The organism is Paenibacillus oralis (genome assembly GCF_003863965.1).
In the GTDB taxonomy this organism is placed as follows: Bacteria; Bacillota; Bacilli; order Paenibacillales; family Paenibacillaceae; genus Fontibacillus; species Fontibacillus oralis.
In genome coordinates this window covers 2,713,064-2,739,689 of sequence record NZ_RRCN01000001.1, presented here as the reverse complement: position 1 = coordinate 2,739,689, position 26,626 = coordinate 2,713,064, and the positions used below count along the sequence as shown (strand labels likewise).

Sequence of the window (26,626 nt, the reverse complement as noted above, 5' to 3'; positions counted from 1 at the left end):
ATTTGGAGTGTCTTTCTTGTACATCTTGTGCTTAGTATAGGTCTGTGGTACTTTCAATAAAAGTGATTAAAATTTAATATAGTATTCAATAATATTGAAAGTAAAGGGGGTCGTATGATGGAATTGCGCCAACTGATTACGTTCCGCACGGTTGCATCCACGTTAAATTTCACTCGGGCTGCGGAAGTGCTGAACTACGTCCCCTCCAACGTCACGATGCAAATCAAAGCATTGGAGGATGAGCTTGGTGTTCGTCTCTTTGACCGTTTGGGCAAGCAGCTCGTTCTCACAACCGCGGGTAAACGCTTTTCAACTCATATCCAAAGCGTTCTAGACAAATTGGACGAAGCCCGCAGCGTCGTTCATGACAATGAAAATCTAAGCGGTACCCTAACGATAAGTGCCAACGAGGTTATTTGCGCCTATCGGCTTCCAGCTGTCTTTCAACGATTTCGTTCGCGGCATCCGAGAGTTCGTCTGATCTTCCGCTCCGTTCCGAATCAAGAGCTTAAGCAAACGCTCTTTGAGGGAACCGCGGATGTTGTCTTTATGTTGGACGAACCCATTCGCTCAAGCGGACTTGCCGTGGAGCCGTTGGTGGAAGAAAATTTCCGCTTGTTCGCCGCTCCAGATCACCCGCTCGCCAAACGAACTGTGCTACAGCTGGAAGATTTTCACGGAGAAGTGTTCCTGACGAATGAAAAGGGTTGTCCCTATCGAAGCATGTTTGACCGGTCATTTGAGAAAGAGGGCATTGATAGTATTACGTATTTAGAGTTTCAAAGCGCTGAGGCCATTAAACAATGTGCAATTTCGGAAATCGGCATTGCCTTTCTTCCTGAAATCGTAGCGGGAGCCGAAGTTGAACGGGGCGAACTTGTTGCTCTTCCATGGCAAATTCCCGACTTGCACGTGTATACACAGATGTCATGGCATAACGACAAGTGGCTTTCACCCATCATATTATCTTTCATTGAAGCAGCAAGGGAGGTTATGGCTATAGAGGGGGAGAAAAATTAATGAAACTTTTTGCGGTGCTTATTCCTAACTCCAGGTAACGCTTTTTTTATTTAACAATTATTAGCTTTAAAGGAACAAAGGTTAGAAGAATGTTAGAAGTTTGGCTTTTCACGCAAAAAAGCGCGGCTCCCGAAAACCTCGGAAGCCGCGCCGTGCTTGACATTATAGAGATGCTGATGAAGGGATTCGAACCCCCGACCTACGCATTACGAATGCGTTGCTCTACCAGCTGAGCTACATCAGCAAGTTCACTTTTAGCGAACAAAAATTATTATACCGCGTTTTAAAAATAATGCAAGCCCTAAAGTTTGGAAATTTTGCGCAAACCCGTTTTGCCTGAATTTCTTGCTGCTTCCGGCGTGCGTTGCGTACCGCGCAACGGTACAGCGACATGGTCCTGCCGCACACGTGGTGCTATCACAATGCTACCACAACCAAGCCGCTTGCACTACAGCTTCTCCCTCACGGATTGGATTTTCTGCTCGGACGAACTCGCTTTGTCGCGGCGGTCGTCGATCTTGATCGAAGTCGACACCCGTCCGGCACCCGACTCGAACGGCGCTTCATGAATCGCCCGAATGGCCGCGAATACGTCGTCCAGTGTCCCTTCAATAATCGTGCTCATCGACGTCAGCGTGAACTTAATACCTTCCTGCTTCTCCAACACCCGTTGCAGTTCGGCCACATAAGAGCTGAGGCTGGTGCTGCCCGTGCCGATCGGAATAACCGTTACTTCAGCAATCGCCATTTTCGTTCCCCTCACTTTACTATATTTAATTCCCGCCCGAGTACTATTTTATCAATTCCTCACCGGTAAATACAAACAAAAAGGGGCTCAAAAACATAAGGGCAAAAAATGTCGTTATTCCAGTGATACCCGTCGATTTGGGGAAAATAAAGGAAATTTATGTCGCTATTTTCTCGGACCGTAACAAAATACCCGAAATCTGGACCGTTCATAGGAAAATAAGAACAAAAAATTCCGCTAATGGGGATAAACATGCTCAGCCCCGGACAATAAGTGCATAAAGTTCCGCTATTTTGAAGGCCGGCGGTTGGCTGTTCCAGTAATCGGTGGTTGGCCGACGAGTGGTTGGCCAACGGTCGACCAGTAGGTTGGCCTTTCCAGTAACCATCGCTTGGCCAACGGTCGACCAGTAGGTGGCTGTTCCAGTAACCGATGGTTGGCCGACGAACGGTCAGCCGTTCCAGTAACCGGCGGCCGGCCGACGAACGGTCGGCTGTTTCAGCAACCAGCGGTTGGCCGACGGTCGGTCAGTAGGTTCGCCGTACCAATAACCGGCTGTCAAGCACCGTTTCCTAGGTAGCTCCCCCAAAAAAAGTTTAAAATTTTTTTTCGTTCCCCACTCCGCGCATCACCTGCGGGCTCCGGCGGATTTGTCCCGGCTTCCGGCTTGTCCATGTGATGCAAGTCACACTTTCAACACAATATATTGTGCTAATCTTGTTTCAGCCAAACAAAATATAGTGTGAACCACGAAATCCTGCGAGAAACAAGCATGGTTCCGTATGCAGCTTTTACATATGCCTTATTGAGTCGACAGCCTATAGAAGAAGCTTCACTAGGCAGCGCATTCGGGCATGTTCAACCTGGGCAGGTTGGAGATGTCTTTTTATTTAACGTCAAATTAGCTTTTGGGGAGGAGCTTTAAATATGGCATTGCTAAACCAAACCTTCACCGGCCGGGACACCATGCTGGATGAAGTCATTCAAATGGGCGAGGAAATCATTCAAAGCCGCAACCTTGAGGTGCTGCGCGAAAACGCGAATCTGAACGGCGAAAGCTTCTCGGGCAAAATGAGCAAATTCGGCAGCGAGTACGCCAGATGGTACGCGACTCATTTCATCCTGCCCAAACGGGTGGAACAGGCGATTAAAGACAACATCGTCTACGTGCACGATCTTGATCAATATGCGATCGGGACGACGAACTGCATTTTCATCCCGTTCGAAAAGCTGCTGCGCGAAGGATTCAACACCGGTAACGGCAGCGTTAGACCGCCGAATTCGATCATGACCGCGATGGCGCTGGTGGCGATCATTTTCCAATCCCAGCAAAACTCCCAGTATGGCGGCGTATCGGCCAACAAGCTGGACTTTGACCTTGCTCCCTACGTGGCCAAGTCATTCGAAAAATATTTCCGCAAAGGCCTGGAATATTTCGAAGAAGGTGCCCATGGCGCCGAATTGGCCGGGAACGGAGACGTCTCGATGAGCCGCAGCGACCTGCAGGAGCGTTATCCGAAATCGTTTAAATTTGCGCTGAAGGAAACCGAAACCGAAACGCTGCAGGCCGCCGAAAGCCTGATCCATAACCTCAACACGATGTCGAGCCGGGCCGGCGGGCAAATCCCGTTTACCAGCATCAACTACGGCACCTGCACCTCGCCCGAAGGGCAAATGGTGATTAACTCCCTGCTGGCGGCCACGATGCGGGGGCTGGGCAGCGGGGAAACGCCGATTTTCCCGATCCAGATTTTCAAATGCAAACAAGGCGTCAACCAGAACCCGGACGAACCGAATTACGGCCTGTTCCTGAAAGCGGTGGAATGCTCGGCCAAACGGCTGTATCCGAATTTCGCCAACCTGGACGCCCCGCTCAATCTTATGCATTACGATCCGAGCGATCCGGATACGGAATTCGCCACGATGGGCTGCCGCACCCGGGTGCTGGCCGACCGGTTCGGCCGGAACCATCTTTCCGGCAAAGGCAACCTGTCGTTCAACACGCTGAACCTGGTCAAGCTGGGCCTGGAGCACGGCATTGCGCTGGGACGGCGGACAGAAGCGGACGAGCGCGGTTTCTACCGCGAGCTGACGCATTATATGGACATCGCGCTGGAAGGGCTGCTGCATCGGTTTAACATTCAAGCCGCTCAAAAAGCCAAGGCGTCCGACTTCATGATGCGTGAAGGCGTGTGGGAAGGCGGTGAACAGCTTGGACCGGAGGACGCTGTCGGCGAATTGCTTAAGCACGGCAGCTTGTCGATCGGGTTCATCGGGCTGGCGGAATGCATGAAGGCGATGTACGGCAAGCACCACGGCGAAGATGAAACTGTCTATCAAAAAGCGTACGAACTCATTTCCTACATGCGCGATTATTGCGACCGCCAAAGCGATATTCACAACCTGAACATTACGCTGTTCGCCACGCCGGCGGAAGGCTTGTCCGGGAAGTTTACGAAACGCGACCGCGCGGTTTACGGCCCGATTCCGGGCGTAGTGGACAGAGAGTACTACACCAATTCGTTCCACATCCCGGTGTATTACAACATCAGCGCGGCAAAAAAAATCGAGCTGGAAGCCAAATTCCACGGGCTTTGCAACGCCGGGGCCATTTCATACATCGAGCTTAACGGCAACGCCCGGAACAATCAGTCCGCTTTTCTGAAAATCGTTCAATACGCCCTGCAGCAGCAGGTCAGCTATTTCAGCATCAACCATCCGATCGACCGCTGCTCGGCTTGCGGCTTCGAAGGCATCATCGGGGCGACCTGCCCTTCCTGCGGCAGCCATGAGAACGACGTGCATATCCGTCGCCTGCGCCGGGTCACCGGATACCTGACGGGGGATTACCAAACGCGGTTCAACGCCGCCAAACAGGCGGAAGTCCGCGACCGGGTCAAACACGACGCATGAATATTTGCGGCTATTACCCGGAATCCATCAATGAAGGCGAAGGCCTGCGGGCCGCGATCTTCATCAGCGGATGCCGCCACTACTGCAAAGGCTGCTTCAGTCCGGAGACGTGGAATTTCAATTACGGCGAGCCATTCACAGCGGAACGGGAAGCGGAAATCATTCATGACATTAAAAACAACCCCCTGCTGAGCGGTCTGACGATCCTTGGCGGAGACCCCTTCTTCTCCGCCGCCGAGGTCAGCGGGTTTATCGACCGGCTTGTGGCGGAGACCGGGCCGATTTCGATTTGGATTTACAGCGGATATACGTATGAGGAGTTGATAGAGCATCCCGGGTCCCCCGAATATGAGCTGCTGCGGCGCTGCGAAGTGCTGGTGGACGGACGTTTCGTCGAAGCGCTTCGCGACCCTTCCCTGCTCTACTGCGGCAGTTCGAATCAACGGTTGATCGATATCCGGCGAAGCTTGGACAGCGGTCAAGCGGTTCTTTGGGAGCCAAGCCTTCCTTTCATACGATAAATATGATCCTCGGGTGAGCGCAGATGGCTGCGCTCTTTTTTTTCGGGCGTTATCCCAAGCGCTTTGTTAATCTTCAGTTTAAAAAGTGGGCTATAATAGAATAATGTCGACTCGCAAAGCAATCCGTTCGGGAAGGAAGTTTGATACATGGATTTATTGATTACGGTTATTTTGCTGCTCATCTGTCTGGTCGTTTCCAACATTATCAGCCACTACATTCCGTTTATCCCCACCGCGCTCACCCAAATCGTATTTGGCATCGCCATCGCGCTGGCGTTTAACGGGATTCATCTGGAGATCGAAACGGAATGGTTTTTGCTGTTGTTCGTAGCCCCGCTGCTGTACAACGACGGAAGGCATTTCCCCCGCGAAGAGCTGTGGAAGATGCGGGGGCCGATCTTAGGCAACGCCATCGTCCTCGTTTTGCTAACCACCATCGGCGGCGGTTATTTCATCCACGCCATCATTCCGGAAATCCCGCTTGTCGCCGCCTTCGCGTTGGCCGCCATTCTCTCGCCGACCGACCCGGTGGCCGTAAACGGCATCGCCAAGCGCATCCATATTCCGGACAAAGTGCTGAATCTCGTCCGGGGCGAGTCGCTGATCAACGATGCTTCCGGCCTGGTTGCCTTCAACTATGCGGTCGCGGCGGTCGTGACCGGTTATTTTTCGCTGAGAGAAGCTGTTTATGACTTTACATACATGTTTATCATCGGAGCCGTTTTAGGCCTCGTGCTCAGCCTGGTCATGACCTCGCTGCGGTTTTCCCTTCGCAAACAAGGCATTCAGGATGCCACCCTGCATTCGCTCCTGCAAATTCTGACTCCGTTTCTTATTTTTATCGTCACCGAACACTTCCTGCACGCTTCCGGCGTCATTGCGGTCGTTGTGGGCGGCATCGTGCATTCCCTGCTGCGGGAACGAACGGAAACGATGCTCGCCGAGGAGCAGGTCTTGACGGAAAATATATGGCAAACCGTGCTGTTTATCCTGAACGGGGTCGTCTTCCTGCTGCTGGGGCTGATCATCCCGTCATCCATGCGCGCCACGGTGGAAAATCCCAACATCGGCAATACGCTGGCGATCGGCTACGTTTTGGCCATCGGGGTTGCCATTTTAGCGATTCGTTTCGTCTGGTCGTATTTCTTTTCCCTGTACGAATATAAAGCCTCCAAATCGCCTGAAACCGCGGCAAAACCGAGCGTTAAAAACAGCCTTCTGGTCAGCCTGACGGGCGTCCGCGGCGCCGTTACGATGGCCGGGGTGTTGTCCATCCCCTATGTGGTCGCCAGCGGACAGGCTTTTCCCGAGCGTTCGCTCATTCTGTTTTTGGCCGCGGGCGTCATATTGTTCACCCTGATCGCGGCCACCCTCTTGCTGCCTCTGTTCAGCAAAGGAGCGGCCGAAGGCGAAGCGACGGACGAATACATCGACATGGCCGAGGCCCGAAGCAGGCTGCTGCGGGTCGCGGTGCAGAAGATTAAAGCTGAAATGAACGAGCACAACAAAACCGCCGCCTATCAATTGATGGATGAATACAAAAGGCTGTTCCGCCCCTTGTATCTTCAGCAGGACGCCCACAGGCTGGAACGGTCGGAAGTTTTCGGGAAAATGACCGAAATCCAGCTTGCGGCGCTAAAAGCCGAAAGGAATTACATCCATGAAACGATGCAAAGCGGCGGAATGACCAAAGAGACGTTCGAAACCTTCGAGAAGGCGTTGGACCTTCGCGAAGAAGGGCTCTGCAGAACCGCCCGCGCCCGCATTTCGTTCCTGGTCGGCAGCGCCGTCCGCGACTGGCGGCGGGCCACCCGCAAGTACCGGCAGTTCGCCGGGTTTCGCCACGGCCAGGAAATCCAGCTTCAAGCGCTGCAAGCGGCGCTCGAGTACTTGAAGGGCCTGGCCCGGGAGAACGAGCGGGACCCCGCCCTGCAAAGAGTGATTCTCCAGTACAAGCGGGTGATCGCCCACATGACCGGTCCCGAGCCGCAATTCAGCGAACATGCGGAAGCGCAAAAAGAAGAGCTGCGCATCCAAGTGATGGATGCCGAACGCGCGGAAATCCACAATATGTACGAAGCCGGCAGCATCAATTGGGAACAGGCCCGGGAACTGCGGAGAATGGTCAACCAGGTCGAAAGCGTCACGCTGATTGAACACGCGGAATAAAAATGGGAAGATGCGGATTAATCCTCAAATACCGAAGGTACCGCGCTTGCCGTTCAAAGCGGAAACCCGCAGCTCCGGCCATGGCAGCGTCAGCCCTTCCGGATGCCATATGTGCACCGTTCGGCTTTCACCGGGAAGCAGATCAAAATAGTTGTCGCTATAGCGGACGCGGCCCAGCGGCAGCTCCAGCTTCACGAAACGCGCGGCCCCCGGGCCCGCCGCGGTTACCGTCACCGCCTGCGCCGCCTCGTCGACCCGTACGTCCAGCTCGGTTTCCGGCAGGCGCAAATCCTTCGGATCGCGCAAGTAATAGCGGTTCGCCGGGGCGGCAAAGCCGGAGGCGGTCAACACGGCCGTGACCTCTTCCGGCCCGGCCCCTCGCAAGGCTGCCGCTTCCTCCACCGCGCCGATGCGCACCGCGGACTGCGGCGGAATGTCCGCCGCAAAAGCGGCCCGGTACACGGCGGTCCCGCCGTTTAAGGCGTGCACCGTCAGCTCCACCGTTCCCCGCAGCGGCTCCAGCGTGTCATTAACCACCCACACTTGCAGCGGTTCGCCAGGCTCATGCTCGAGCGAAAGCAGCACAGGATGATAGAACGTTTTGGCATAGTAAAAAGAAGCCTTCGGCAGCAGCTCGTAATCGATCATCGACCAGCTTGTGCCCGGCCAGCTGTCGTTCAGCTGCCAGACGAGCGCGCCGCTGCCCAGGTGCCGGTTCCGCCGGAAATGTTCGATCCCGTACTTCAGCCCTTCCGCCTGCGTCAGCATCGAAAAATCCATGTATTCCTCGATATCGCGCGGAATCCCCGTGTAGCCCTCCATCAGCAAAATACCTTTGCGGTGGTTCGTATCCTTATTGCGGTAGGCCATCTCCGCGCTCCCCCAGACAAACTGGCCGGCGGGGATGTTTTTTTCCAGCGTGTAGCGGTTCGCCGAGGCGTGCATGCCGAATTCGCTGCTGAACAAGGCGAAATCCCGCTTGTAGTTTTTGAAGGTGACGCCTTCGATGCTGTAGTCGAGCCGCGGCTTCTCCCCCTGCATCCGCGGATACACCGAGCCGTGCCAAACCTGCCAATTGTGGCGGTCGCCGGTGTGCGGGTCGTTGGCGTCGTAGCCGCCGTTTGCCCCGTAAGGCGAAGAAGGCCAATACGGGCGCGCCGGGTCCAGTTCCGCCAGCACCTCCGGAATCAGCTCATGATAAATGCGCTCCCCGAAAAAGGGCCCGGTAATGTCGCCGGCGGCGCTTTTCATATCGTACAGCCAGTCGATTTCGTTATTGCCGCACCAGAGCGCCAGGGACGCACGGTTGCGCAATCTTTTGACATTATCGATCACTTCCTGCCGCACATTGTCCATAAAATCCCGGTTGAAATCGGGGAACAAGGCGTTGGCGAAAGCAAAATCCTGCCATACCAGCACGCCCCGCCGGTCGCATTCGTCGTAAAAAACATCTTTTTCGTAGATGCCGCCCGCCCAGACGCGCAGCATGTTCATCCGCCCCTCCACAGCCAGCTCAATCAGCCCGCGGTAGGTGGACTCCGGGATTGAGCCGATCAGGTTGTCGGCCGGAATCCAGTTGGCGCCTTTGGCATAAACCTTAACCCCGTTAAGGATAAAAGCAAACGCATTGCTGCCATCGTCGTTACGTAGGGCAAGCTCCAGCGTGCGGATGCCAAACGGCTGTATATAACGGTCAACCTCCTCACCTTCGGCGCGCAGCACGACCTCCAGCGTGTACAAGTACGGCTCGCCCAAATCGTGCGTCCACCACAGCCGGGGATCACGGACCCGCAGCTCGGCTTCGGCCTGGCCGAAAGCTCTGCCTACACCCCCGGCAGCACCGCCTTGTCCCGCACCGCGGTCCCCAAGGATCGGCAGGACGGCGCACGCCGCCTCCAGCCCGCCGGCATCCAGCAAGCGGACCTCAACCTCGGCCTGCGTCCCTTTCCGGAAAGACTCGGCCTGCGCGTTAAAATGAAGCACCGCTTCCCCGGCCTCTAAAGACCGCGTGCAGGCGTACACGCCGGTCAGCTTGGCCTGCTTCCGGCGCGTGAGGCGCACCTTGCCCCAAATGCCCGCAGTCACGATTCTCGGCCCCCAGTCCCAGCCGAAATTCATCGCCGCCTTGCGGATCCAAGGCCGTTCTTTTGTATAGGACGACCATTCGAACTGTTCCTTATCCCGATGATGCAAATGCAGCGGCTCGAACCTTACGGCCAGCACATTCCAGCCCTCGCGCACAATCCGCGTCACGTCGAAAACATACTCCCGGAACATGTTGGCCGTTCTGCCGATTTCATGCCCGTTGACGTAAACCGCCGCAAACGTATCCAACCCCTCGAACTTTAGCTCGATCCGCTCCCCTTCCTCCGGCGCGGCGTCCAGTGTAAACGGCGTGCGGTACCACCATTCCTTGCGCTCGATCCAGCGGCATTTGGCGTCGTTATGCCCGAAATACGGAGGATCGATGATCCTCCGTTCCAGCAGCGCCGAATGCACGTCCCCCGGCACGGCGGCGCCGATCCAAAAGCGGTCGTCCAAACCCGGCGCCGCCAGCTCATGGGCAGGTTTTTCCCCTACTTCAAAATGCTGCAGTTTCCAAGGACCCGACAATTCCATGCTGTTTCCCTACTTCCCGAAAAAATTTGGTTTATGTTTCCCCATACATCAAACCGCCGTCCAGCGCCTCCTCGCGGAACTCGCTGGGCGTCTTCCCCGTGTGCTTTCTGAACAGACGGCTGAAATATTTCACGTCCTCATACCCGGTCATCGCGGCGATTTCGCTCACCTTGGCCGGGGTCACCGCCAGCAGATTCATCGCCCGGCGCATCCGCATCCCGGTCACGAAGTCGCCGAACGTGCTCCCGGTCTCCTTTTTGAACAGCTCGCTGAGATGGCCGGGGTGAAGGTGCACGTACGCGGCCACCTGCTGCAGGCTGAGCGCCTCCGCCGGGCAGGACGCCATATACGCTTTGGCCCGCTGGACGTGGGAGATTTGGCTTGCCCCGGGCGATGTGTGGTACATGTTCATAATGCCGAGCAGATGCCGGAACAGCTCATCCTTCAGCTTCCCGGCTTCCGGTTGCTCCTGCGGCCAAGGCTCGATGCGCACCTTTTCCTCCCGGCCGACGGCGCGGAGCGTCCGCTCCAGCCAGCGATGCCCGATGGCCGCGGCCGAATGAAGGCAGGCCCGGAACGATTCGGGCGTGCACTCCGGGTCTGCCGTCAGCGTATCGGCCAACTCCTGCGTCCATGCTTTTAATGCCATCCGGTCATGGTCCAACAAAATCATCCCCAGGGCGTTTTCCTCCTCCTGGGTCAGCACCGTTTTTCCGCCTTTTCGCCCCGCCAAATCGGCATAATCGAACATCGTCCCCGGCTGCAAATCATGGTATTTGAACGCGGCGGCGGCCGTAGCGTAACTCCGGTGCACCTGCTCCGCGCCCGCCACCGTTTCTCCGGCAGCCATCCGCAGCCGGCACTTGAGCAAGCCTTCAATCCGCTCGAAGGCGCCTTTAAACCGCTTGGCCCCGGAAGGTTCACCGGCAGTGAGCGGGACGGCGCAGACGATGAATTCCCGGTGGATCAGCACCGCGGCGCTGGGGATCAAATCCTCCAGCATGTTCTGCACGGCAAACCGGAGCAGCCCGCCGGCCGAGCCGTTCGTCCCCCAGCCGTCGGCGCACAGAAGCAGCGCCTGCCAGCGATCCGCTTGTTTCGCCATCCCTCTTCCTATGGATTCCGCCAAGCCGGCGGCAAACGCGTCTTCGGCTAACGGCTCGCCCTCGACGATCCACTTAAGCAGCAGCCGCTGCCGCTCCTCGCGGGCCAGCCGCAATGCCCGTGAGTCTTCGGCGCGGCGCTCCGCGATCCGCTGCATAGCCTGCAGCACCGTCTTAATGATCTCCTCCGGCTTGCTCGTTTTGAGCAAATAGTCGCCAACCCCTTGGCGGATCGCTTGCTGGGTATAGGCAAAATCCCCGTAACCGGACAAAATGATGACCTCCAGCGCGGGCAGCATCCGTTTCGCTTCCTCCGCCAGTTGGAGCCCGTTTTTGCCGCTCATGCGGATATCCGTCATCAGAATATCCGGCTTCTCCTCCCGGATGCGCTGCAGCGCTTCTTCGGCCGAAGCCGCCGGAGCCAGCAGCGTCAGCCCCAGCTCGTTCCAGGCGATAACGCTCGCCAGTCCGGTCCGGATAATGACCTCGTCATCGACGATCAACAGTTTCATGGCGATACCTCCATGATCGGAATCGAGAAAGCAACTTCCGTCCCTTCGCCTTCCCGGCTGTCCACTTCCAGCCGCGAGTCCCGGCCGTAATGCAGCAGCAGCCTTTCGTGCACATTGCCGAGCCCGTATCCGGCATGGGGGACGGCCTCTCCCGGGGTCTCACGCACGGCAGCGGGACCAGCCTCACTCCGCATCCTCTGCACCCCATCGTAACCGGCCTCGCCCCGAGTCCGCCGCTCCAGCATCCGGCGCACCTCGGCCAGCCGCTCCGGGGCCATCCCCGGTCCGTCATCCAGGACCGCCACCTTCATCCGCCTTCCTTCCGGCTGGATCAGAATGGTAATCGTTCCGGGACCTTCGCGTTTCTGGATGCCGTGGATCAGCGCGTTTTCCACCAAAGGCTGGAGCAGCAGCTTCAGCATCCATTTGTCCAGCAGCTTCTCATCCACGATATAGTCAACGGTAAATTTGTCCGGAAAACGGATCGATTGCACCCGCGCGTAATTCCGAATATGCGCCAGTTCCTGCTCCACCGGGCAATACTCCTTGCCCTGATTCAGGCTGATCCGCAAAAAATCGCTAAGCCCCTCGACCATGTCGGCTATCCGCTTCTCGTCCGCCATCAGGGCGATCCAATGGATCGAGGACAAGGTGTTGTACAGAAAATGCGGGTTGATCTGCGCTTGAAGCGCCCGCAGGTCGGCTTCCTTTTTGCGTGCCTCGCCGCGGATGACCTCCTGCTTGAGCCGCTCGATATGCGCGCCAAGCATGTTGTAGCTCCGCCCGAGCCGGCCGATTTCATCGTCCGTGGTGGCCGGAAAACGCGGCAGCGGCCGCTCCGGATCGATCCGCGACAGATGGCGGGTCAAAACGCGCAGCGGCAGCGTGATCCGGCGCACCGTCAGCCAGATCAGCAAAGCGCAAACCACGACGGACACCCCCACAACGGCGGCCGTCAGCGTCAGGATATAGCGGTTTTCGGCGCGGTATTGCTCATACGGCACCGTCCCGAGCAAAATCCAGCCGGTAAGCGGCTCCCGGCGGTAGAGGACGGTCGACTTTTCGCCGCCTTCGCCGTATATGACGCTGCCGCTCCCGGTCTGCTGCCCGCCGGCGTCTTCCGTCAGCTGCGCGAGCAGGCCGGGCGCATAGGCGGCCAACGGCCGGCCCAGCCGCGACTTGTCGGCGGAGGAGAGAATGGTTCCCTCCGCGCTGATCAGTTCAATCCTTCCCGCCCCCTGGCCGAAATCCGGCGCATGCCAATTCCCCGATACTTCCCGCTCATCCAAGCTGATTGCCAGCCAACCAAGGTGGCGGAAATCGTAAATGCTGCGGATCGGCCGAAACAAGGTGATAACCTGCGTATCCCCGGCATAATCGCGAATCCGGTAAACGTCCGACCACCTTTTTCCGCCGGCGGCGATGGCTTCCTTGGCAGCCGCTGGAAGTTCGCTTTCGTACCAAGTGGCCGTGGACAGACTGGCGTCAAACCGCTCCGGGTAAACAGCGATATTGGCAATATAATGCTTGGAAGCGGCCAGATTGGTCATGCGCCCGACGAGCGCCGTCCGCTCGCCTTCCACATCCTCGTTTCTGCTTAGGTAAGCCTGCAAATCACGCTCCCCGATCAGAAAGATCGACAATGTCTCGATGTCCTCCAGCATAAACCGCAGGTTGGCGTCCATTTGCTTCAGCATGTCGCTGCCCGTCAGCTTTGTTTTTTCCTCGGTGATGTTGGAGGAGATCAGAAAGGCAAACAGGCCCAGCGCCAGCATCGGCACGATCATGGACCCCGCGATCACCACCGACAGCCGCCGCTGCAGCGAAGAAGTCAGCCAGCCGCGCATAAATGCCCTCTCCTCTCTCTAAGGTGATGTGAAAAACATTCTAACGGTTGCCACAATCGCTATTTGCTCCAGCAACGCCGATTTCGAATTCTAACGGATGCCATGGCGCTTATTTCGCTAAAATCCGGTTGTTTCGGCCCAGACTAAGACAAATAACGGCGCTCACAACCGTTGCATTTCCGGCAGGCGAGGCGCATGATCTGCTCGAAAACCTGCACTTTTGCGGAAAATCTCAATAGTACCAGGACCACCAGTCGTCTTGTGTAAGAGTTAATGCAACGCTGGTCCCCGCAACTCTCAGCATTAGCCCCGTACACGCCTGCCCGCACCAAGCCCCTCGCTCCCCTGCCTCCTATCCTTTCACCGCGCCGGCGGTCATCCCCTTCATCATCTGCTCCTGGAACAGCAAATAAAGCGCGATCGTCGGCAGGACGGAAAGCGTCATTGCCGCCAGCGTCAGGCCGTAATCGATCTGGTAGCCGTCCGCGAAGTTGGCGATGGCGAGCGGCAGCGTTTTGAGCGCCGTTTTGTTGATAAACACGAGGGCGAACGAGAAATCGTTCCAAGCGTGCAAAAAGCTAATGATCGTAACCGTGGCCAGCGCCGGAGCCGACATCGGCAGCATAATGCGGAAAAACAAGCCCCACAGCCCGGTCCCGTCGATAAACGCCGCCTCCTCCAGCTCGCGCGGCACGCTTGTCAAATACGCCGTCAACACGAAAATCGCCGTCGGCAGCGCAAAAGCGGTATAGGGCAATATCAGCGCCCAATAGGTGTTCAGCAGCGACATTTGCTTCATCAGGATAAACAGCGGCACCAGCGTGCTGTGAATCGGAATAAGCATGCCGACCACGAAAAAGGCAAACACCCCGCCCTTCCAGCGAAACTGAAAGCGGGCCAGCACAAAGGACGTCAACGCCGCGATAAACAGCGTAAGCGCTAACGAGCCGGCCGACACGACCAGCGAATTGCCGAAGGCCGCTCCCAGCCGCGAGCTTTCCCACGCCCGGATGAAATTGTCCCCGCGCCACACCTCAGGCAGCCCGAAGGGGCGGGCATAAAAATCCGCATTTGTTTTAAAGGCGCTGATCACCAGCCAAAAAAACGGGTACAACGTTAAAATGCCATAGATCGTCAGCCCCGTCCATAAAATTCCATTGCTTATTTTTCGCAGAACGCCGTGTCCATCTCGCGGCGGCGCTTCTGCGGATATCGGCGTAGCCGTGTGCATCCCTGAATCCTCCCTTCTTGATTACGCCGTGCTTTCACGCCGTGCCTTTCTTGCGGCTCGTCAGCCATTGGCTTGTTCCGATCAGCAGCAAACTGATCACCATAATCGTCGTCGAAATCGCGCTGCCGAAGCCGTAGCGGTAGGTCGAAAACGTCGAGTTGTACATATACGTCGCCAGCAGTTCGGTGGCGTGAGCCGGCCCGCCTTTGGTCATAATGTACACGAGATCAAACGACTTCAGGCTCCCGGAAATGCACAGGACGACCGCGACCTGGACCGTGTTTTTGATCATCGGCAACGAAATGGCCCACAGTTTGCGCACCCCGGACACCCCGTCGATTTTGGCCGCGTCGTGGATTTCCCCGGGGATATTTTGCAACGCGGATATGAAAATGATCAAATACAGGCCCACATAACTCCAGACCAGCGGCGGCAGCAGCGAATAGATGGCGATATTCCCGTCCGACAGCCACTGCAGCTTCCAGCTCTCCAGCCCAAGCGCATCCAGCAAAAAATTAAGAATCCCGATTTGCGGATGGTAAATGTACTGCCAGATCATCCCGATCACCACCGTCGAAAGCACCATCGGCAAAAAAACGGCCGAGCGAAGGAACCGCTGCACCCCGCTCTCCTTATGCAGCAGCACCGCCAACGCCAGCGCCAGCGGGATTTGCCCGAACACCGAAGCAAGCACGAAAATAATGTTGTTTTTCAGCGCCCGCCAAAACACGGGGTCCCGTAAAATTTCCGCATAATTGCTCAACCCGTTGTACTTCGCCTCACCGATGCCCGACCAGTTAAAAAAGCCGTAATACGCCGACCAGACGACCGGCACAAACACGAACAGCGCATAGAGAATCACGGCGGGCGCCAGGCCCGTGAAGATAAAACGCCTGCTGCGCAGCGCATTCATAAGCTCTCACTTCCCCTGATTAAAATAACCCCTCCCCCCTCAAGGGGAAGGGGCGTCATATTAGTTCGCAACTACAGCAGCCTGCGTGTCCTGGATTTTACGCCCGATGTCCTCTGGTTTGCCGCCCATCAGCAGCTCCTGCAGCCCGTTGTTGACCACCTCAACCGTGGCTGAGCCGAGTTTGGAATCATAGACCGGCACAATTTTGATGCCCTGCACCAAATCGTACAGCTCCACGAACAGCGGATGAGCTTTGCTCTTGTCCAGCTCGATGTTGTAGCTGACCAGGGTGCTGCTGTCCAGCGTCGCCTTTTGCCCGTCCGGCCCGGCCAGCGCGTAGAACAGCTTCATCGCCGCTTCCTTTTTGCCGCCATCCAGCTTCTTGCTGACGCCAAGCCCCGTTCCCACGACGCCAGAGGTTGTAGCGGGATCGCCTTTGCCGTCCGCAATCGCCGGAACGATCGTAATATGCGTGTTGTCCAGCACCTCCGGCGGCGCGTTGTTGACCAGGTTGGCCAACGCCCAGCCGCCGTTGACGACCATCGCCGCGTTGCCCTGGAAGTACAGCTGCATCATCTGCGTTTCGTCCAGGCTGTTGAAGCCTTCCTGGAACGCGTTGATTTCGCCGAGCTTCTGGAACGTCTTAAGCGCCTCGATAAATTCAGGGTCGGTGAACTTGGCCCCATCCTGCTCCACCGCTTTCAGGAACCAGTCCGTCCCCGTAATCCGGTCCGCCACCGTGCTGAAAAACGTCGACTGCGCCACCCAGTTCGCTTTGTTGCCCAGCGCGATCGGAATCACGCCGTTGTCGTTAAACGTCTGGACCGCCGCCTCCAATTCCTCCCACGTTTCCGGCACTTTGACGTTGTATTTTTTGAACAGCGCATCATTGTAAAAAATAAACGAGCTCGGCGCCAGGTTCATCGGCACGGAGTAGATTTTGCCGTCCACGGTGTAGCCGTCCAAGGCGTTCGGGATGAAGCCGTTTTTCCATTCCGGATTGGCGTTCAATTCGTCATCGATCGGCTGCAGCAGATCGCCTTTGACGAACTCCTTCGTCATCGCGTCCGGCCACATCACGAACAAATCGGGCATTTCGTCAGCCGCCGCCACCGTGCGCAGCCGGGTTTTCAGCCCATCGGTCGGAAGCCCCTCGTCGACCACCTCGATGTCCGGGTTTTGCACCCGGAAATCCTCGATGATTTTCCGCATCGCCACCGCCTTGGCATCCTGCCCGGTCCAGTTATGCCAGATGGAGATGCTCACCTTCTCCCCGCCAGTCCCGCCGCCGCTGCCGCCGGCGGTTTCGCTCCCTCCGCCGCACCCGGCCAGCAGAAGCGCCAGCATCGCGGCGCCGCAAATCATAGCGATCCATTTTTGGGTCATTCTCTTTTTCATATCCGGTAGTTCCCCCCTCGATTTATGATTAATCTCATTGTAATGTTAGCGCTATCAATTTAGAAAGGTGACGATTCGCGGCATGAGGGGTGAAAAATTTCGGATGGATGAGGGACTCCCGCACCAACTAAGAAAAACGCCTAACCGCGTCCTTTAATGGCTCTGACTTCTACTTTGGAGCGATTGGAGGGATGGGTTCCCATTCCCTCTTCTGTTCTTTGAGTAACTTTCCCCTTCTTCATGAACAGTAGCGCCCAAGTACCTCGGCCCTTTCCATCTGTAATCTACATCCAGTGGACGTTGCTCTAACGGACACCAGCGACCTTATCCGCCCATTTCCCGGGTATTTCCCAGCCTAACGGACACAGGCGACCCTATTTCGCTCTAAACCCGTTCATCCAGGCCGATTTGAGGTAAATAAGAGCATCTGTGTCCGTTACATTTTGCAAACCTCCGATTTTCCTCAAATAACGGCTCTGGTGTCCCTTAGCTATTAGGAGAAAAAAACAAGGCCGCCCAAACGCAGTTCAACACTGCGCCGGACAGCCCCGCCTTCGAATTAAGGGTTGCTGAGTTCTTCCCCTTAAAGGTGGCTGAGTTCTTCCCCTAAGGGTTGCCAAGATCCTCCCCATGGGAAGCGATGACTTTTTTGTACCAATAAAAGCTTTTTTTGCGGATCCGCTCCAGGGTTCCCTTCCCCTCGTCGTCCTGATCCACATAGATGAATCCGTACCTTTTGCGCATCTCGGAGGTGGAGGCGGAAACCAGGTCGATGCAGCCCCAACTGGTGTAGCCCCAGAGCTCCACCCCATCCTTGATCGCTTCGCCCATCTGCTCGATATGCCGGGCAAAATATTCGATCCGGTAATCGTCCCGGATGCTGCCGTCCGCCTCGATCCGGTCGACCGCGCCGAGCCCGTTTTCCACAACGAACAGCGGAATCCGGTAACGGTCGTACATCTCCTTCAAAACGACGCGCAGGCCAACCGGGTCGATCTGCCAGCCCCACTCCGAGGATTCCAGATAAGGGTTCGCCAGCCCGGACGACAGATTGCCCGCCGCCTGCCCCGCTCCGCCGCGCACCGCACCTTCGGGATTGGCGCTGGTCGTGACCGACATGTAATAGCTGAACGCCAGATAATCGACGAGATTTTCCCGCAAAATCGCTTCATCCCCGGGTTGCATCTCGACCGCCACGCCGTGTTCCTCCCAGTGCCGTTTGATGAACGAAGGGTAAACGCCGCGCACCTGCACGTCCGTGCAAAACTGGGCCATCTGGTTTTCCTCCTGGGCTTTCAGGATATCCAACGGGTGGCAGGTGTAGGGGTAAATCAGCTTGCGCGCCAGCATGCAGCCGATTTTCGCCTCCCCGTCCAATTCCCGGCAGCGTTTAACCGCCAGCGCGCTGGCCACAAACTGATGATGCAGCGCCTGAAAGGCCAACTGCTTCGGATTAGCTTCACCTTCAACAAGCACGCCGGCTCCCAAAAAAGGCGCCTTTAAAGTACAGTTAATCTCATTAAAAGTCAGCCAATATTTAACCTTGCCTTTGTAGCGCGCAAACAAAGTTTCCGCGTAGCGGACGAACAGGCCGACCAGTTCCCGGGAAGCCCAACCGTTATACCGCCGCACCAGCTCAACCGGCATCTCGTAATGGGAGATGGTCACCAAAGGTTCAATCCCATGCTTTCGCAGCTCGTCAAACACCCGGTCGTAAAACGCCAGCCCCGCTTCATTGGGCGCTTCATCGTCCCCGTTTGGAAAAATCCGCGGCCAGGAGATCGACAACCGGAACACTTTAAAGCCCATCTCCGCCAACAGCGCAATGTCTTCCTTATACCGGCGGTAAAAATCAATCCCCCGCCGTTTGGGATAGTTGCCCTCCGTGTCCGCGATCGCTTCCTCCAGCCGGGCGCGGGTCATGCCGAGCAGCTCCTCCAGGCTGCCGCGTTCCTCCGGCGGAACATAACGGACGACATCTGCGGTCGACAGCCCTTTTCCATCTACGTTATACGCGCCTTCGACCTGGTTGGCCGCAACCGCTCCGCCCCACAAAAAATATTTCGGAAAAACACTCGCCATAATCGAACCTCACCGCCTTATCCTCTAAGAGTTCTAAGCCTGCACCGCCGCCTGTTCCCGCTCCTTCGCCTCGGCCGCTTGCTCATCGGCCAGCGCCTCGGCATCGGCCTTTTTAAAGAACGGATAGTACATAGCCACGCTGATCGCGATCAGCACGATCTGGAACAAACCGACCCGCCAGCCGCCGGTCATCCAGCCGTTGAAAATGATCGGAATGCCCAGCGGAACCTGTACCCCGTTAAGGACGGGCAAAATGCCCAAAGCGGTCAGCAGAATGGCCAGCCCGCTCGTAATGATCGGCGTCACGATGAACGGAATCATCAGGCGCAGGTTCAGCACCAGCGGCAGCCCGAAAATAACCGGCTCGTTTACGCCGATAAAGCTTGGCACGATCGCCAGCCGGCCCAGCGTTTTATAACGTTTGGACTTGGCAAACAGCATCGTAATGATCAGCCCAAGCGTGGCCCCAGCCCCGCCGACCAGCACATACACGGGGAAAAACGGCGAACCGACGATATTCGTGCCTTCCAGCCCCTGCTGGTACGCCTGAAGATTTTCCAGACCAAGCGTTACCCAGATCGGACCAACGACCGAGTAGACGACCAGCGTTCCGTGCACGCCGAAAAACCACAGCAGATGAATGACGAACACGCAGACGAGCATCGCCCACCAGGTGCCGCCGAGACTGGTTAACGGAACCTGAATGATGTTGAACACGAACTCATGCATATTCCCGTACGGAGTCGCCCGGAAGATAGCCGACAGAATAAGCAGGATGATCGCCATTAAAAATCCGGGGGTCAGCGCCGCAAACGATTTTTCCACGGTCGGCGGAACGCCCTTCGGCATTTTGATGTAGAACTTTTTCTCCAATACGAAAACGTACACCGTACCCACTAACAGGGCTACGATAATGGCGACGAACAGCCCTTTCGCCCCCAGCCAGGAGTACCCGATCGCGGCCGTCGCCCCGTCATCCAGCAAACCCTTCGGGGTGACGAGCAAAAATCCCATCAGGGCCAAAATTCCCGCCGAAAAACCCTGCTGTTTCTTTTGCGTGGCAAAATTGTACGCGATCGAAAATGTGGCATAAAGTGCGATCAAATCGGTCGTCACCGTCATCGGCATCGAGGTAAACGTTTTCAGTCCGCTGCTTTCAAGAAAAGCCTGATACGACTCGATCTTGAGCGCATTAATCAGGGAAAATATCGCGCCCAGGATGAGGATCGGCATCAAGGCCATCAGTCCGTTGGAGATCGAGCTGATGTAAATGTTTTTCTGCACTTTGTTGCTGATTTTCTGGATTTTAACTCTCCATTCAGCGCCCCCCGCCATTTTATTTAACTCCCTTCTCCATCAATTCGAAGGCCGTGGCCAGCACTTTCTCGCCGTTCATCATCCCGTAATCGGCCATATCGATGGTCGTTACCGGGATCTGCGGATAAGCTTCGGCCAGCTCCGCTTCGGCATGGCCCATTTGCGGCCCGAGCATAATGATGTCAAACGGCGCCTGCGCGTCGATATCGCTTTCGGCGACGGCGTCGATCAGCACCTCGATGTTTTGGGCTCGCGCCGCCTCCTTCATTCGTTCCACCAGCATGCTTGTCGAGAATCCTCCGGCACAGGCAAGCAAAATCTTTTTCATCTTAATTCACCGTTCCTTTCACTTGTTGTTGCAGCGCCAGGCGCGCTTTGATTTCCTCGATCAGCTCCACAATCAGCTCACGTACGGTGAGCGCGTTCATCAAATGGTCCTGCGCGTGGATCATCAGCATGGTCACTTCCGCTTTTTCTCCGCGTCCTTCGGCCTGAATCAGCTTGGTTTGGACTTTGTGCGCGTCCTTAAGCTTTTCCTTCGCCTGTTTGACCAGCTCTTCGGCCTCCTCCAGCTTTCCTTCACGCGCGATCCGGACCGCTTTTAGGCTAAGACTTCTGGCTTCGCCGCTGCTGGCGATGATTTGCATAACCGTTTGTTCGTACTCCATATGGTTTCTACCGCTCCTATAATAAATTTTCTATAAGGGTGATGAATTGTTCGTAGCTGCCGACATGCAGCAATTTATCGCGGATATCTTCTTTTTCCATGATCAACAGCAGCAGCTTGCTGATCTCCCGGTGCAGAAACAATTGCCCTGGGCGCAAATTAATCAGAAAAATGATCTGCACCGGTTTGTCTTCGTAAACGATGGGCTTCTCGAGCAGGGTGACGTTAATACAGTCCTTGATCGCGCTCATCCGCATCGGGTGGGGACCGGCCACACCGTTTTTGTAGATCGTCGTAAATTTGTGTTCCCTGAACAGGACCTGCTCCGTGAAATCGGGAGCCGAGTACCCTGCGGAAACCACCTCTTCGCAGCGCCGCTGCAGCAGCTCCAGGTAGTCGTCCAGGCCCGACAGATGGAACAATTCCCGCTGAAAAAGCTCCTTAAAATCCTTCAGTTTATACGAGGCATGCACGGGTCCGATCTGCAGGGAGATCGTTTCCTTGATCCGCTGGATTTCCTGGTCGTCCAGCCACTGCTTGATGTGGATGACCGGTTTTTTCGTAATCTCGTCCTCCAGCGGAATCGTGGTTAGGATCAAGTCCAGCGGCTGGTCCTGCAGCTTGTCCAGCTCTGTGATGGAAGCCGTGATCACCGAAGCTTTGGGAAAAATCGACTCCAACTTCAACCGGATCAGGTGCGCGCTGCCCCCGCCCGAAGAGCACACGACGGCGATCCGCCGGAACTGCTCAAGCCGCTGCTGCTTCATCCGCTCCAGATGGGTAGCAAAATGAAGGGCCACGTAACCCGCCTCGTCCCGGGACATTTTGAAGCCGTATTTCTCCTCGATGATTTCCGCGAACCGGAACGAAATGACGAAGACGTTGGCGTATTCGCTGTATACGTCCTCCACCAGCGGATTTTTCAGCTGGAGATTGTAGTACAGCCGGTTCAGCAGCGGAAACATATGCATCAGCAGCGCTTCCCGCAGCTCCTCATCCCGGTTGAAATCGGTCAAAAACTCCTCGTCCAGCCTTTGCAGAATACGGCTCATCCCGATGCGGAGCTCCGCTTTTTCCTCGTCCCCAATATGCTGGACGATCGTTTTGCCGGACAAATGCAGCGCCAAATACTCGACCTCATCCTGCGGCAGCCGGATGGCATATTCACCGGCGATCCAGTCCGCCACGTCCCTGGCAATTCTTTGATACAGCGGTTCGGGATTGCGCGGCATCATCTGGTCGGCGACGATCAGGTTGCGGCGCGAAACCCGGTACAGCAAAATAAACAGATGGGTCACAATGTTATTCAAATAGACATCCGATATGTCCAGCCCGTTATCCTTTAGCAGCTTGAGCAGGCGGGCTTTGAGCTTCTTGGCGTCAAAGCGCCGGCGAAACTGCTGGAAATCCTCGGACTGCTTGATCGTCTGCCGGTTGTTTAAAATAAAGTGGGAAAAAGCTTTCCGGAAATTTTGCTCATCGCCCTCGATCTTCATGCCGTAATGGGCTTTGCGGCTCAGCTTCAGCCCAAACGCCTCAAGCTGCTGCTCCACTTCCTTCAAGTCGGCGATAATCGTGGAACGGCTGACGCCGATTTCGTCGGCCAGCCGCTCCATCGACTGAAACGAATCGCTTTGGAACAAGTACAGCAGCAAATACTGCTGCCGTGCCGCCTTGTTGTTGAGATCGACGTGGTTTTCCCGGTTTTCTTTCATATGAAGCCGATAGGCTTTAAAGCGCGCTTCCTCCGTAGTCTCCAGACGGTAACCTTGACCGCGGATCATCCGGATGCGAAAGCCGTTTTTCTCGCCGTCTTTGTTCAGGCTGCGGATCAGCTCTCTGACCGTCCGTTCCGCGAGTCCGAGCTGATGTGTCAGCTCGCTCATTTTTACCGGGGCCTGACTGCCGGTCAGAAGGTCGACAATCTTGCGTTCCCTCATGATGCAATCCCTCATTTGCGATACTAGTATCTGATGAAGCAACTCAGCTGGTTATAGCTCTATAGTAGGAGATACTCGCGTATATGAACAGTTTGGATTCTGCAATTTGGAGCGGCAAAAATCACAGGATAGCTTTGGCCGCTAACCGGACCGGGTCAGGCAAGATCTGTCCAGGTCAGATCAGCCCAGCCAGGACAGGCCGGCCCCTGTACAGTGATCATTCCAGGACTAGGCCTGCCCCTTACACTGGTCATTCACGGGCACAACCTCGTCCCGGCCCAGACCGCCCCGAAATAGCGTACTTTTTGGGCGTTATTTTGGCATTGTTCCCCTTCGTGCGCAAAATAACGGTAAAAAATGTCTTTATCTCCCCCGCATCTCCCGGAGATACCTCCTTTTTACCGCCTACGCCCAAAATAACGACATAAAAGGGCTCTATTTTGCGAAAGAGCCAACGTATCGCGAAAATAACGCCCTTTTGTTCCGCTATTTCCGCCGGCTGGTCTGCCAGGAAACTAGTTTAACAAAAAAGGACCCGCCCCAAGGGCAGGTCCAGCAGTTCCAACTGAGTTCGCGTACCTATATTTCTATATATCACGTATCCATGCTAATGTCGTCCCACGCTTCGTCCCGGTAGCCGATCATCCAGAACAGGCCGCGGCGCCGTTCCATCACGACGCTTTCGATCAGGCCGCCCGCAGGGTCCCGGCCTTGAATCCGGTCGTTGACGCAGGCCCAGTGCAGCCGGTAGATCTTGTCGGCCTCGTCCAAAATCTCTTCCGGGCGGCGCAACGATGTCCGCTCCAGAAACTCGGCAAAGCCTTCGCAGCTGGAAACCGCCTTAATCGCAAAATCGCAGTCGCACGTATGGTCCGGAAAATCGAGCGAATCCACCACCCCAAGCGCCCACAGAAGCGCCCAATAGGCCTCGTATTGCCAGGTCAGGTTGATGGCGTCCTGCCGGGCAGGCTCCGCTTGCTCCAGCAGGTCTCTCTCCAATTCGGCCAGTTCATCCGCCACCCCGAATTGATCCAGCAGGCCGGTCACAAAAGCTTTCGACTCCGCCAGATCGCTCTCCTGGGCGACGTCGCACGCGTATTGGATGACGATCAGCAGGGCCGCCGCCCGGCGGGCGATCTCCTCTCTGGACTTGACTCTAAGTTCGCTTAACGGCGGGAGTTCGGGCAGATGCTCCAAATACGGGATTTGCTTTTCCTTGAGATAAGCCAAATTCCTCTGCTTTCTCTCCGCTCCCTCCGGGGTGGAGCGATCTTCGCCTCGAATTTTTCGCGTGCAGGCTCGCGGACTGAAATCCGCGGCATCGGACCGGCCGTCGGGATACACGATCACCCGTCCATCCCGGTCCAGCAGCGTACCGTCGGAAATAAACCCGATCCCGTCCACCTTTCCGGCAAGGCTCATGAACCGTTCCATGTAGTCCTGGCCGTACTCTTTTTCGGTTTCGATCGCCAGCATCGTATTGATCACGGAGATTTGGAGCAGCACGCGGCGTTTCAACTCCTCGTCTTCAAACGGAATGCTGTCGTAAAATCCCATCATCCCCGGAATGTTATTATCGAAATAATCCGGATCGGTATCCTCCGAGGCCACGCGAATCGTGATTTTGTTGTTTTTAAACCAGCCTTTCGGCAGGACCGAAAACTCCGTTTCGCCCGGACCTCCTTCGGTTACTTTAAAGCCGTCCCCAAAAACCTCGCGAACCAGCCCGCCGATATCGCGAATATCGTTCCGGGACGCAAAAATCGTAAAATAAGGCAAAAGTACTTCCTCTCCTTCAAACGGCGGTATCGTTCATCACATAAACGGTTTACGCGCTAAAATAAAAAAACGATGTTCCCGGCTCGTTACTTCCCCATCCCGCTCTGCGGCTTCGTGCAGTTCAAGCAGCCGCTCTAAGCAGCGGTCCACGGAAAAGCCGGCGAATTCCCATTCGATGATTTTGGCGAAAAAGACGAGCGCGCCAACATCCTTAAAACGCAGCTGCGGGAAGCATTCCTGCCGGTCCAGCACCATAAATCCCGCTTTTTCCAGCGCTTCCGCCGTTTGAGCCAGTCCGAAGTCCGCCGGCGTCGTCATCGCTCCCTCGCCCAGCAAAAACCGCGACAGCTCCCGGTTGTTCATCCCGCCGACCTGCTGGGTGACGAACACGCCTCCCGGCTTCAGGATGCGGCTGACCTCCCGGGGGGAGAACGATTCGTGCCGGTTGATCACCAGATCGAACAGGCCGTCTTCAAACGGCAAAACATCATCGTCCTCCACGAATTTGACTTCGATTCCGTAGGCCAGCAGCTTCGCCCGGCACAGCTCATAGTTGGGCGGATAGCTCTCCGTCGCATAAGTCCGGCCCGGCGGCGGCGAAAGCGACAGCAAAAACTCTCCACCGCCTGTGCCCATATCCAGCATGACCGTATCGCCGTCCATCAAAGACTTCACGCTTGTTTCATAATCCCACGGAAGCTCTTCTTCCGCCATCCGGCCGGTCAGATAGGAAAAATCCCAGCCCCGAAAGCCTTTCGCTTCTTCCACTTGCCACCGTTTTCTTAATTCGTTTCGGTTTATCGCGTTCATCGCCAATTCACCATATGTATTGTTTTAATCATCATACCAGTGCCCACGATGGGGAGCAACAGCAAGGTCCGGGGCATACTTGGATGGGTGTCGACCCAGATGTCTTCCCGCGGCTTTAACGCAGCGCCTTAGCGATGATCCATTCCAGCCACTTCCACGGCAGCAGCGCTTTGCCCCAGATCAGCAGATGGGAACCCTGCCCCAGCGCGTACCGCAGGCGCGGAGCGCGCATGCCGGCGATTCGCGCGATCAGCTCGGCCACCTCCTGCGGATCGGGCGCTGTCTCCGCCGCCTTGCGCGAATACCGCAGCACCGCCTCAAGCTGCGCCCGGTAAGGGGAAGCGGGATCGGTGCGAATCTCGCCGATTCCTTTGTTCCAGATCGCGGTACGATAGGCTCCCGGCTCCACCAGCACGACCCGGACGCCAAACGGCCGTAGCTCATGGCGCAGGCTTTCCGAGAAGCCCTCGATGGCGAATTTGGAAGCGGCGTAAGGCGCATAACCGGGAAAACCGGCTAATCCGCTGACGCTGGAGACATTGATCACCAGCCCCCGCCGCTGTGCGCGCATTATCGGCAGCACCGCCTGTGTCACCGCAATGACCCCGAACAGATTGGTCTCCATTTGACGCCGCCAGTCTTCCATCGGCACCTCTTCGATGAAGCCGCCGACGGCCAGACCCGCGTTGTTCACCAGCACGTCCAGCCGCCCGTACCGGCGGACAATCTCGTCCACAGCCGGTCCAATCGACGCATGCTCCGTCACATCGAGACGAACGCAGCGGATCCGATCCTCCACTCCCTCACGGACCGCCCGCTCCTCAAGCTCATCCCTGCGCCCCAGGTCACGCATCGTGGCCACGACCTGGTATCCCCTGCGGGCGAGCGTCAGGGCCGTGAGCAGGCCAAATCCGCTGGATGTCCCCGTAATCAGGGCAACCGGCAGGCCGGCGCTTCCCAGGGCGGCACCGGCACCCTGCCCAGCTTGTTGCTCCGCCATAAATCTTCCCCCTGTCCACCAGAAATTTAACGGTTGT

Annotated in this window: 19 protein-coding genes and 1 tRNA gene; 4 read left to right on the top strand and 16 right to left on the bottom strand. The window is 56.4% G+C overall.

What is annotated here, in order from left to right; translation table 11 throughout:
* Positions 1-117: 117 nt before the first annotated feature.
* The gene (locus EHV15_RS12520; RefSeq protein WP_128635308.1) at positions 118-1,020 is read left to right on the top strand and encodes a LysR family transcriptional regulator; all 903 of its coding nucleotides are present in this window, start codon (positions 118-120) and stop codon (positions 1,018-1,020) included.
* Positions 1,021-1,191: 171 nt separating this feature from the next.
* Here EHV15_RS12520 and EHV15_RS12515 read toward each other — a convergent pair.
* Both EHV15_RS12515 and EHV15_RS12510 read right to left on the bottom strand, forming a co-directional pair.
* Positions 1,192-1,264 (bottom strand) — tRNA-Thr (locus EHV15_RS12515).
* Between the two features lie 204 nt (positions 1,265-1,468).
* Positions 1,469-1,768: an MTH1187 family thiamine-binding protein gene (locus EHV15_RS12510; protein ID WP_128631497.1), complete on the bottom strand. Its 300-nt coding sequence runs from the start codon at positions 1,766-1,768 to the stop codon at positions 1,469-1,471.
* Positions 1,769-2,695: 927 nt separating this feature from the next.
* Here EHV15_RS12510 and EHV15_RS12505 point away from each other — a divergent pair.
* The 3 genes from EHV15_RS12505 (at position 2,696) to EHV15_RS12495 (ending at position 7,371) form a co-directional block, all read left to right on the top strand.
* Positions 2,696-4,681 (top strand): anaerobic ribonucleoside triphosphate reductase, encoded by a 1,986-nt coding sequence (locus tag EHV15_RS12505; protein ID WP_128631496.1) that lies wholly within the window; start codon positions 2,696-2,698, stop codon positions 4,679-4,681.
* Complete coding sequence (nrdG, locus tag EHV15_RS12500; protein ID WP_128631495.1) at positions 4,678-5,202, top strand: anaerobic ribonucleoside-triphosphate reductase activating protein; 525 nt, start codon at positions 4,678-4,680, stop codon at positions 5,200-5,202. Before EHV15_RS12505 ends, nrdG begins: the two co-directional genes overlap by 4 nt.
* Before the next feature lie 147 nt (positions 5,203-5,349).
* A complete protein-coding gene (locus tag EHV15_RS12495; RefSeq protein ID WP_128631494.1) occupies positions 5,350-7,371 on the top strand; it encodes a Na+/H+ antiporter in 2,022 nt (673 codons plus the stop codon).
* Positions 7,372-7,395: 24 nt separating this feature from the next.
* Here the strand turns inward: EHV15_RS12495 and EHV15_RS12490 are convergent, their stop codons facing one another.
* From EHV15_RS12490 to EHV15_RS12425, 14 genes are all read right to left on the bottom strand, one after another.
* Complete coding sequence (locus EHV15_RS12490) at positions 7,396-9,990, bottom strand: beta-mannosidase (protein ID WP_128631493.1); 2,595 nt, start codon at positions 9,988-9,990, stop codon at positions 7,396-7,398.
* A gap of 31 nt (positions 9,991-10,021) precedes the next feature.
* The gene (locus EHV15_RS12485) at positions 10,022-11,605 is read right to left on the bottom strand and encodes a helix-turn-helix domain-containing protein (protein WP_128631492.1); all 1,584 of its coding nucleotides are present in this window, start codon (positions 11,603-11,605) and stop codon (positions 10,022-10,024) included.
* The gene (locus EHV15_RS12480; protein ID WP_128631491.1) at positions 11,602-13,452 is read right to left on the bottom strand and encodes a cache domain-containing sensor histidine kinase; all 1,851 of its coding nucleotides are present in this window, start codon (positions 13,450-13,452) and stop codon (positions 11,602-11,604) included. Before EHV15_RS12480 ends, EHV15_RS12485 begins: the two co-directional genes overlap by 4 nt.
* 352 nt (positions 13,453-13,804) lie before the next feature.
* Complete coding sequence (locus EHV15_RS12475) at positions 13,805-14,683, bottom strand: carbohydrate ABC transporter permease (RefSeq protein WP_128631490.1); 879 nt, start codon at positions 14,681-14,683, stop codon at positions 13,805-13,807.
* Positions 14,684-14,717: 34 nt separating this feature from the next.
* Positions 14,718-15,596: a carbohydrate ABC transporter permease gene (locus tag EHV15_RS12470; protein ID WP_128631489.1), complete on the bottom strand. Its 879-nt coding sequence runs from the start codon at positions 15,594-15,596 to the stop codon at positions 14,718-14,720.
* 60 nt (positions 15,597-15,656) lie between these two features.
* Positions 15,657-16,994 carry an extracellular solute-binding protein gene (locus EHV15_RS12465; RefSeq protein WP_128631488.1) on the bottom strand — a complete coding sequence of 446 codons (1,338 nt, stop codon included), beginning with the start codon at positions 16,992-16,994 and terminating at the stop codon, positions 15,657-15,659.
* A gap of 606 nt (positions 16,995-17,600) precedes the next feature.
* Positions 17,601-19,076 (bottom strand): glycoside hydrolase family 1 protein, encoded by a 1,476-nt coding sequence (locus tag EHV15_RS12460; protein ID WP_128631487.1) that lies wholly within the window; start codon positions 19,074-19,076, stop codon positions 17,601-17,603.
* Positions 19,077-19,109: 33 nt separating this feature from the next.
* Positions 19,110-20,411: a PTS sugar transporter subunit IIC gene (locus EHV15_RS12455; RefSeq protein ID WP_128631486.1), complete on the bottom strand. Its 1,302-nt coding sequence runs from the start codon at positions 20,409-20,411 to the stop codon at positions 19,110-19,112.
* 1 nt (position 20,412) lies between these two features.
* Complete coding sequence (locus tag EHV15_RS12450) at positions 20,413-20,721, bottom strand: PTS sugar transporter subunit IIB (RefSeq protein WP_128631485.1); 309 nt, start codon at positions 20,719-20,721, stop codon at positions 20,413-20,415.
* Position 20,722: 1 nt separating this feature from the next.
* Entirely contained in the window at positions 20,723-21,061 is a 339-nt protein-coding gene (locus tag EHV15_RS12445) for a PTS lactose/cellobiose transporter subunit IIA (protein WP_128631484.1), read from the bottom strand.
* A 16-nt stretch (positions 21,062-21,077) separates the two neighbouring features.
* The gene (locus tag EHV15_RS12440; protein ID WP_128631483.1) at positions 21,078-23,000 is read right to left on the bottom strand and encodes a BglG family transcription antiterminator; all 1,923 of its coding nucleotides are present in this window, start codon (positions 22,998-23,000) and stop codon (positions 21,078-21,080) included.
* 594 nt (positions 23,001-23,594) lie between these two features.
* Positions 23,595-24,779, bottom strand: a complete 1,185-nt coding sequence (locus EHV15_RS12435; protein WP_128631482.1) for a DUF4272 domain-containing protein — start codon at positions 24,777-24,779, stop codon at positions 23,595-23,597.
* Positions 24,780-24,815: 36 nt separating this feature from the next.
* Positions 24,816-25,589, bottom strand: coding sequence for a class I SAM-dependent methyltransferase (locus EHV15_RS12430; protein ID WP_246061505.1), 774 nt, complete (start codon positions 25,587-25,589; stop codon positions 24,816-24,818).
* Between the two features lie 115 nt (positions 25,590-25,704).
* On the bottom strand, positions 25,705-26,589 hold the full coding sequence (locus EHV15_RS12425; RefSeq protein WP_128631481.1) for an SDR family oxidoreductase: 885 nt from the start codon (positions 26,587-26,589) through the stop codon (positions 25,705-25,707).
* Positions 26,590-26,626 lie beyond the last annotated feature (37 nt).

What these genes read in the sequence shown, in the direction of transcription:
- EHV15_RS12520 (WP_128635308.1), top strand. Translation starts at nt 118, where the DNA reads ATGGAATTGCGCCAACTGATTACGTTCCGCACGGTTGCATCCACGTTA.
- EHV15_RS12510 (WP_128631497.1), bottom strand. Translation starts at nt 1,768, where the DNA reads ATGGCGATTGCTGAAGTAACGGTTATTCCGATCGGCACGGGCAGCACC.
- EHV15_RS12505 (WP_128631496.1), top strand. Translation starts at nt 2,696, where the DNA reads ATGGCATTGCTAAACCAAACCTTCACCGGCCGGGACACCATGCTGGAT.
- nrdG (WP_128631495.1), top strand. Translation starts at nt 4,678, where the DNA reads ATGAATATTTGCGGCTATTACCCGGAATCCATCAATGAAGGCGAAGGC.
- EHV15_RS12495 (WP_128631494.1), top strand. Translation starts at nt 5,350, where the DNA reads ATGGATTTATTGATTACGGTTATTTTGCTGCTCATCTGTCTGGTCGTT.
- EHV15_RS12490 (WP_128631493.1), bottom strand. Translation starts at nt 9,990, where the DNA reads ATGGAATTGTCGGGTCCTTGGAAACTGCAGCATTTTGAAGTAGGGGAA.
- EHV15_RS12485 (WP_128631492.1), bottom strand. Translation starts at nt 11,605, where the DNA reads ATGAAACTGTTGATCGTCGATGACGAGGTCATTATCCGGACCGGACTG.
- EHV15_RS12480 (WP_128631491.1), bottom strand. Translation starts at nt 13,452, where the DNA reads ATGCGCGGCTGGCTGACTTCTTCGCTGCAGCGGCGGCTGTCGGTGGTG.
- EHV15_RS12475 (WP_128631490.1), bottom strand. Translation starts at nt 14,683, where the DNA reads ATGCACACGGCTACGCCGATATCCGCAGAAGCGCCGCCGCGAGATGGA.
- EHV15_RS12470 (WP_128631489.1), bottom strand. Translation starts at nt 15,596, where the DNA reads ATGAATGCGCTGCGCAGCAGGCGTTTTATCTTCACGGGCCTGGCGCCC.
- EHV15_RS12465 (WP_128631488.1), bottom strand. Translation starts at nt 16,994, where the DNA reads ATGAAAAAGAGAATGACCCAAAAATGGATCGCTATGATTTGCGGCGCC.
- EHV15_RS12460 (WP_128631487.1), bottom strand. Translation starts at nt 19,076, where the DNA reads ATGGCGAGTGTTTTTCCGAAATATTTTTTGTGGGGCGGAGCGGTTGCG.
- EHV15_RS12455 (WP_128631486.1), bottom strand. Translation starts at nt 20,411, where the DNA reads ATGGCGGGGGGCGCTGAATGGAGAGTTAAAATCCAGAAAATCAGCAAC.
- EHV15_RS12450 (WP_128631485.1), bottom strand. Translation starts at nt 20,721, where the DNA reads ATGAAAAAGATTTTGCTTGCCTGTGCCGGAGGATTCTCGACAAGCATG.
- EHV15_RS12445 (WP_128631484.1), bottom strand. Translation starts at nt 21,061, where the DNA reads ATGGAGTACGAACAAACGGTTATGCAAATCATCGCCAGCAGCGGCGAA.
- EHV15_RS12440 (WP_128631483.1), bottom strand. Translation starts at nt 23,000, where the DNA reads ATGAGGGAACGCAAGATTGTCGACCTTCTGACCGGCAGTCAGGCCCCG.
- EHV15_RS12430 (WP_246061505.1), bottom strand. Translation starts at nt 25,589, where the DNA reads ATGAACGCGATAAACCGAAACGAATTAAGAAAACGGTGGCAAGTGGAA.
- EHV15_RS12425 (WP_128631481.1), bottom strand. Translation starts at nt 26,589, where the DNA reads ATGGCGGAGCAACAAGCTGGGCAGGGTGCCGGTGCCGCCCTGGGAAGC.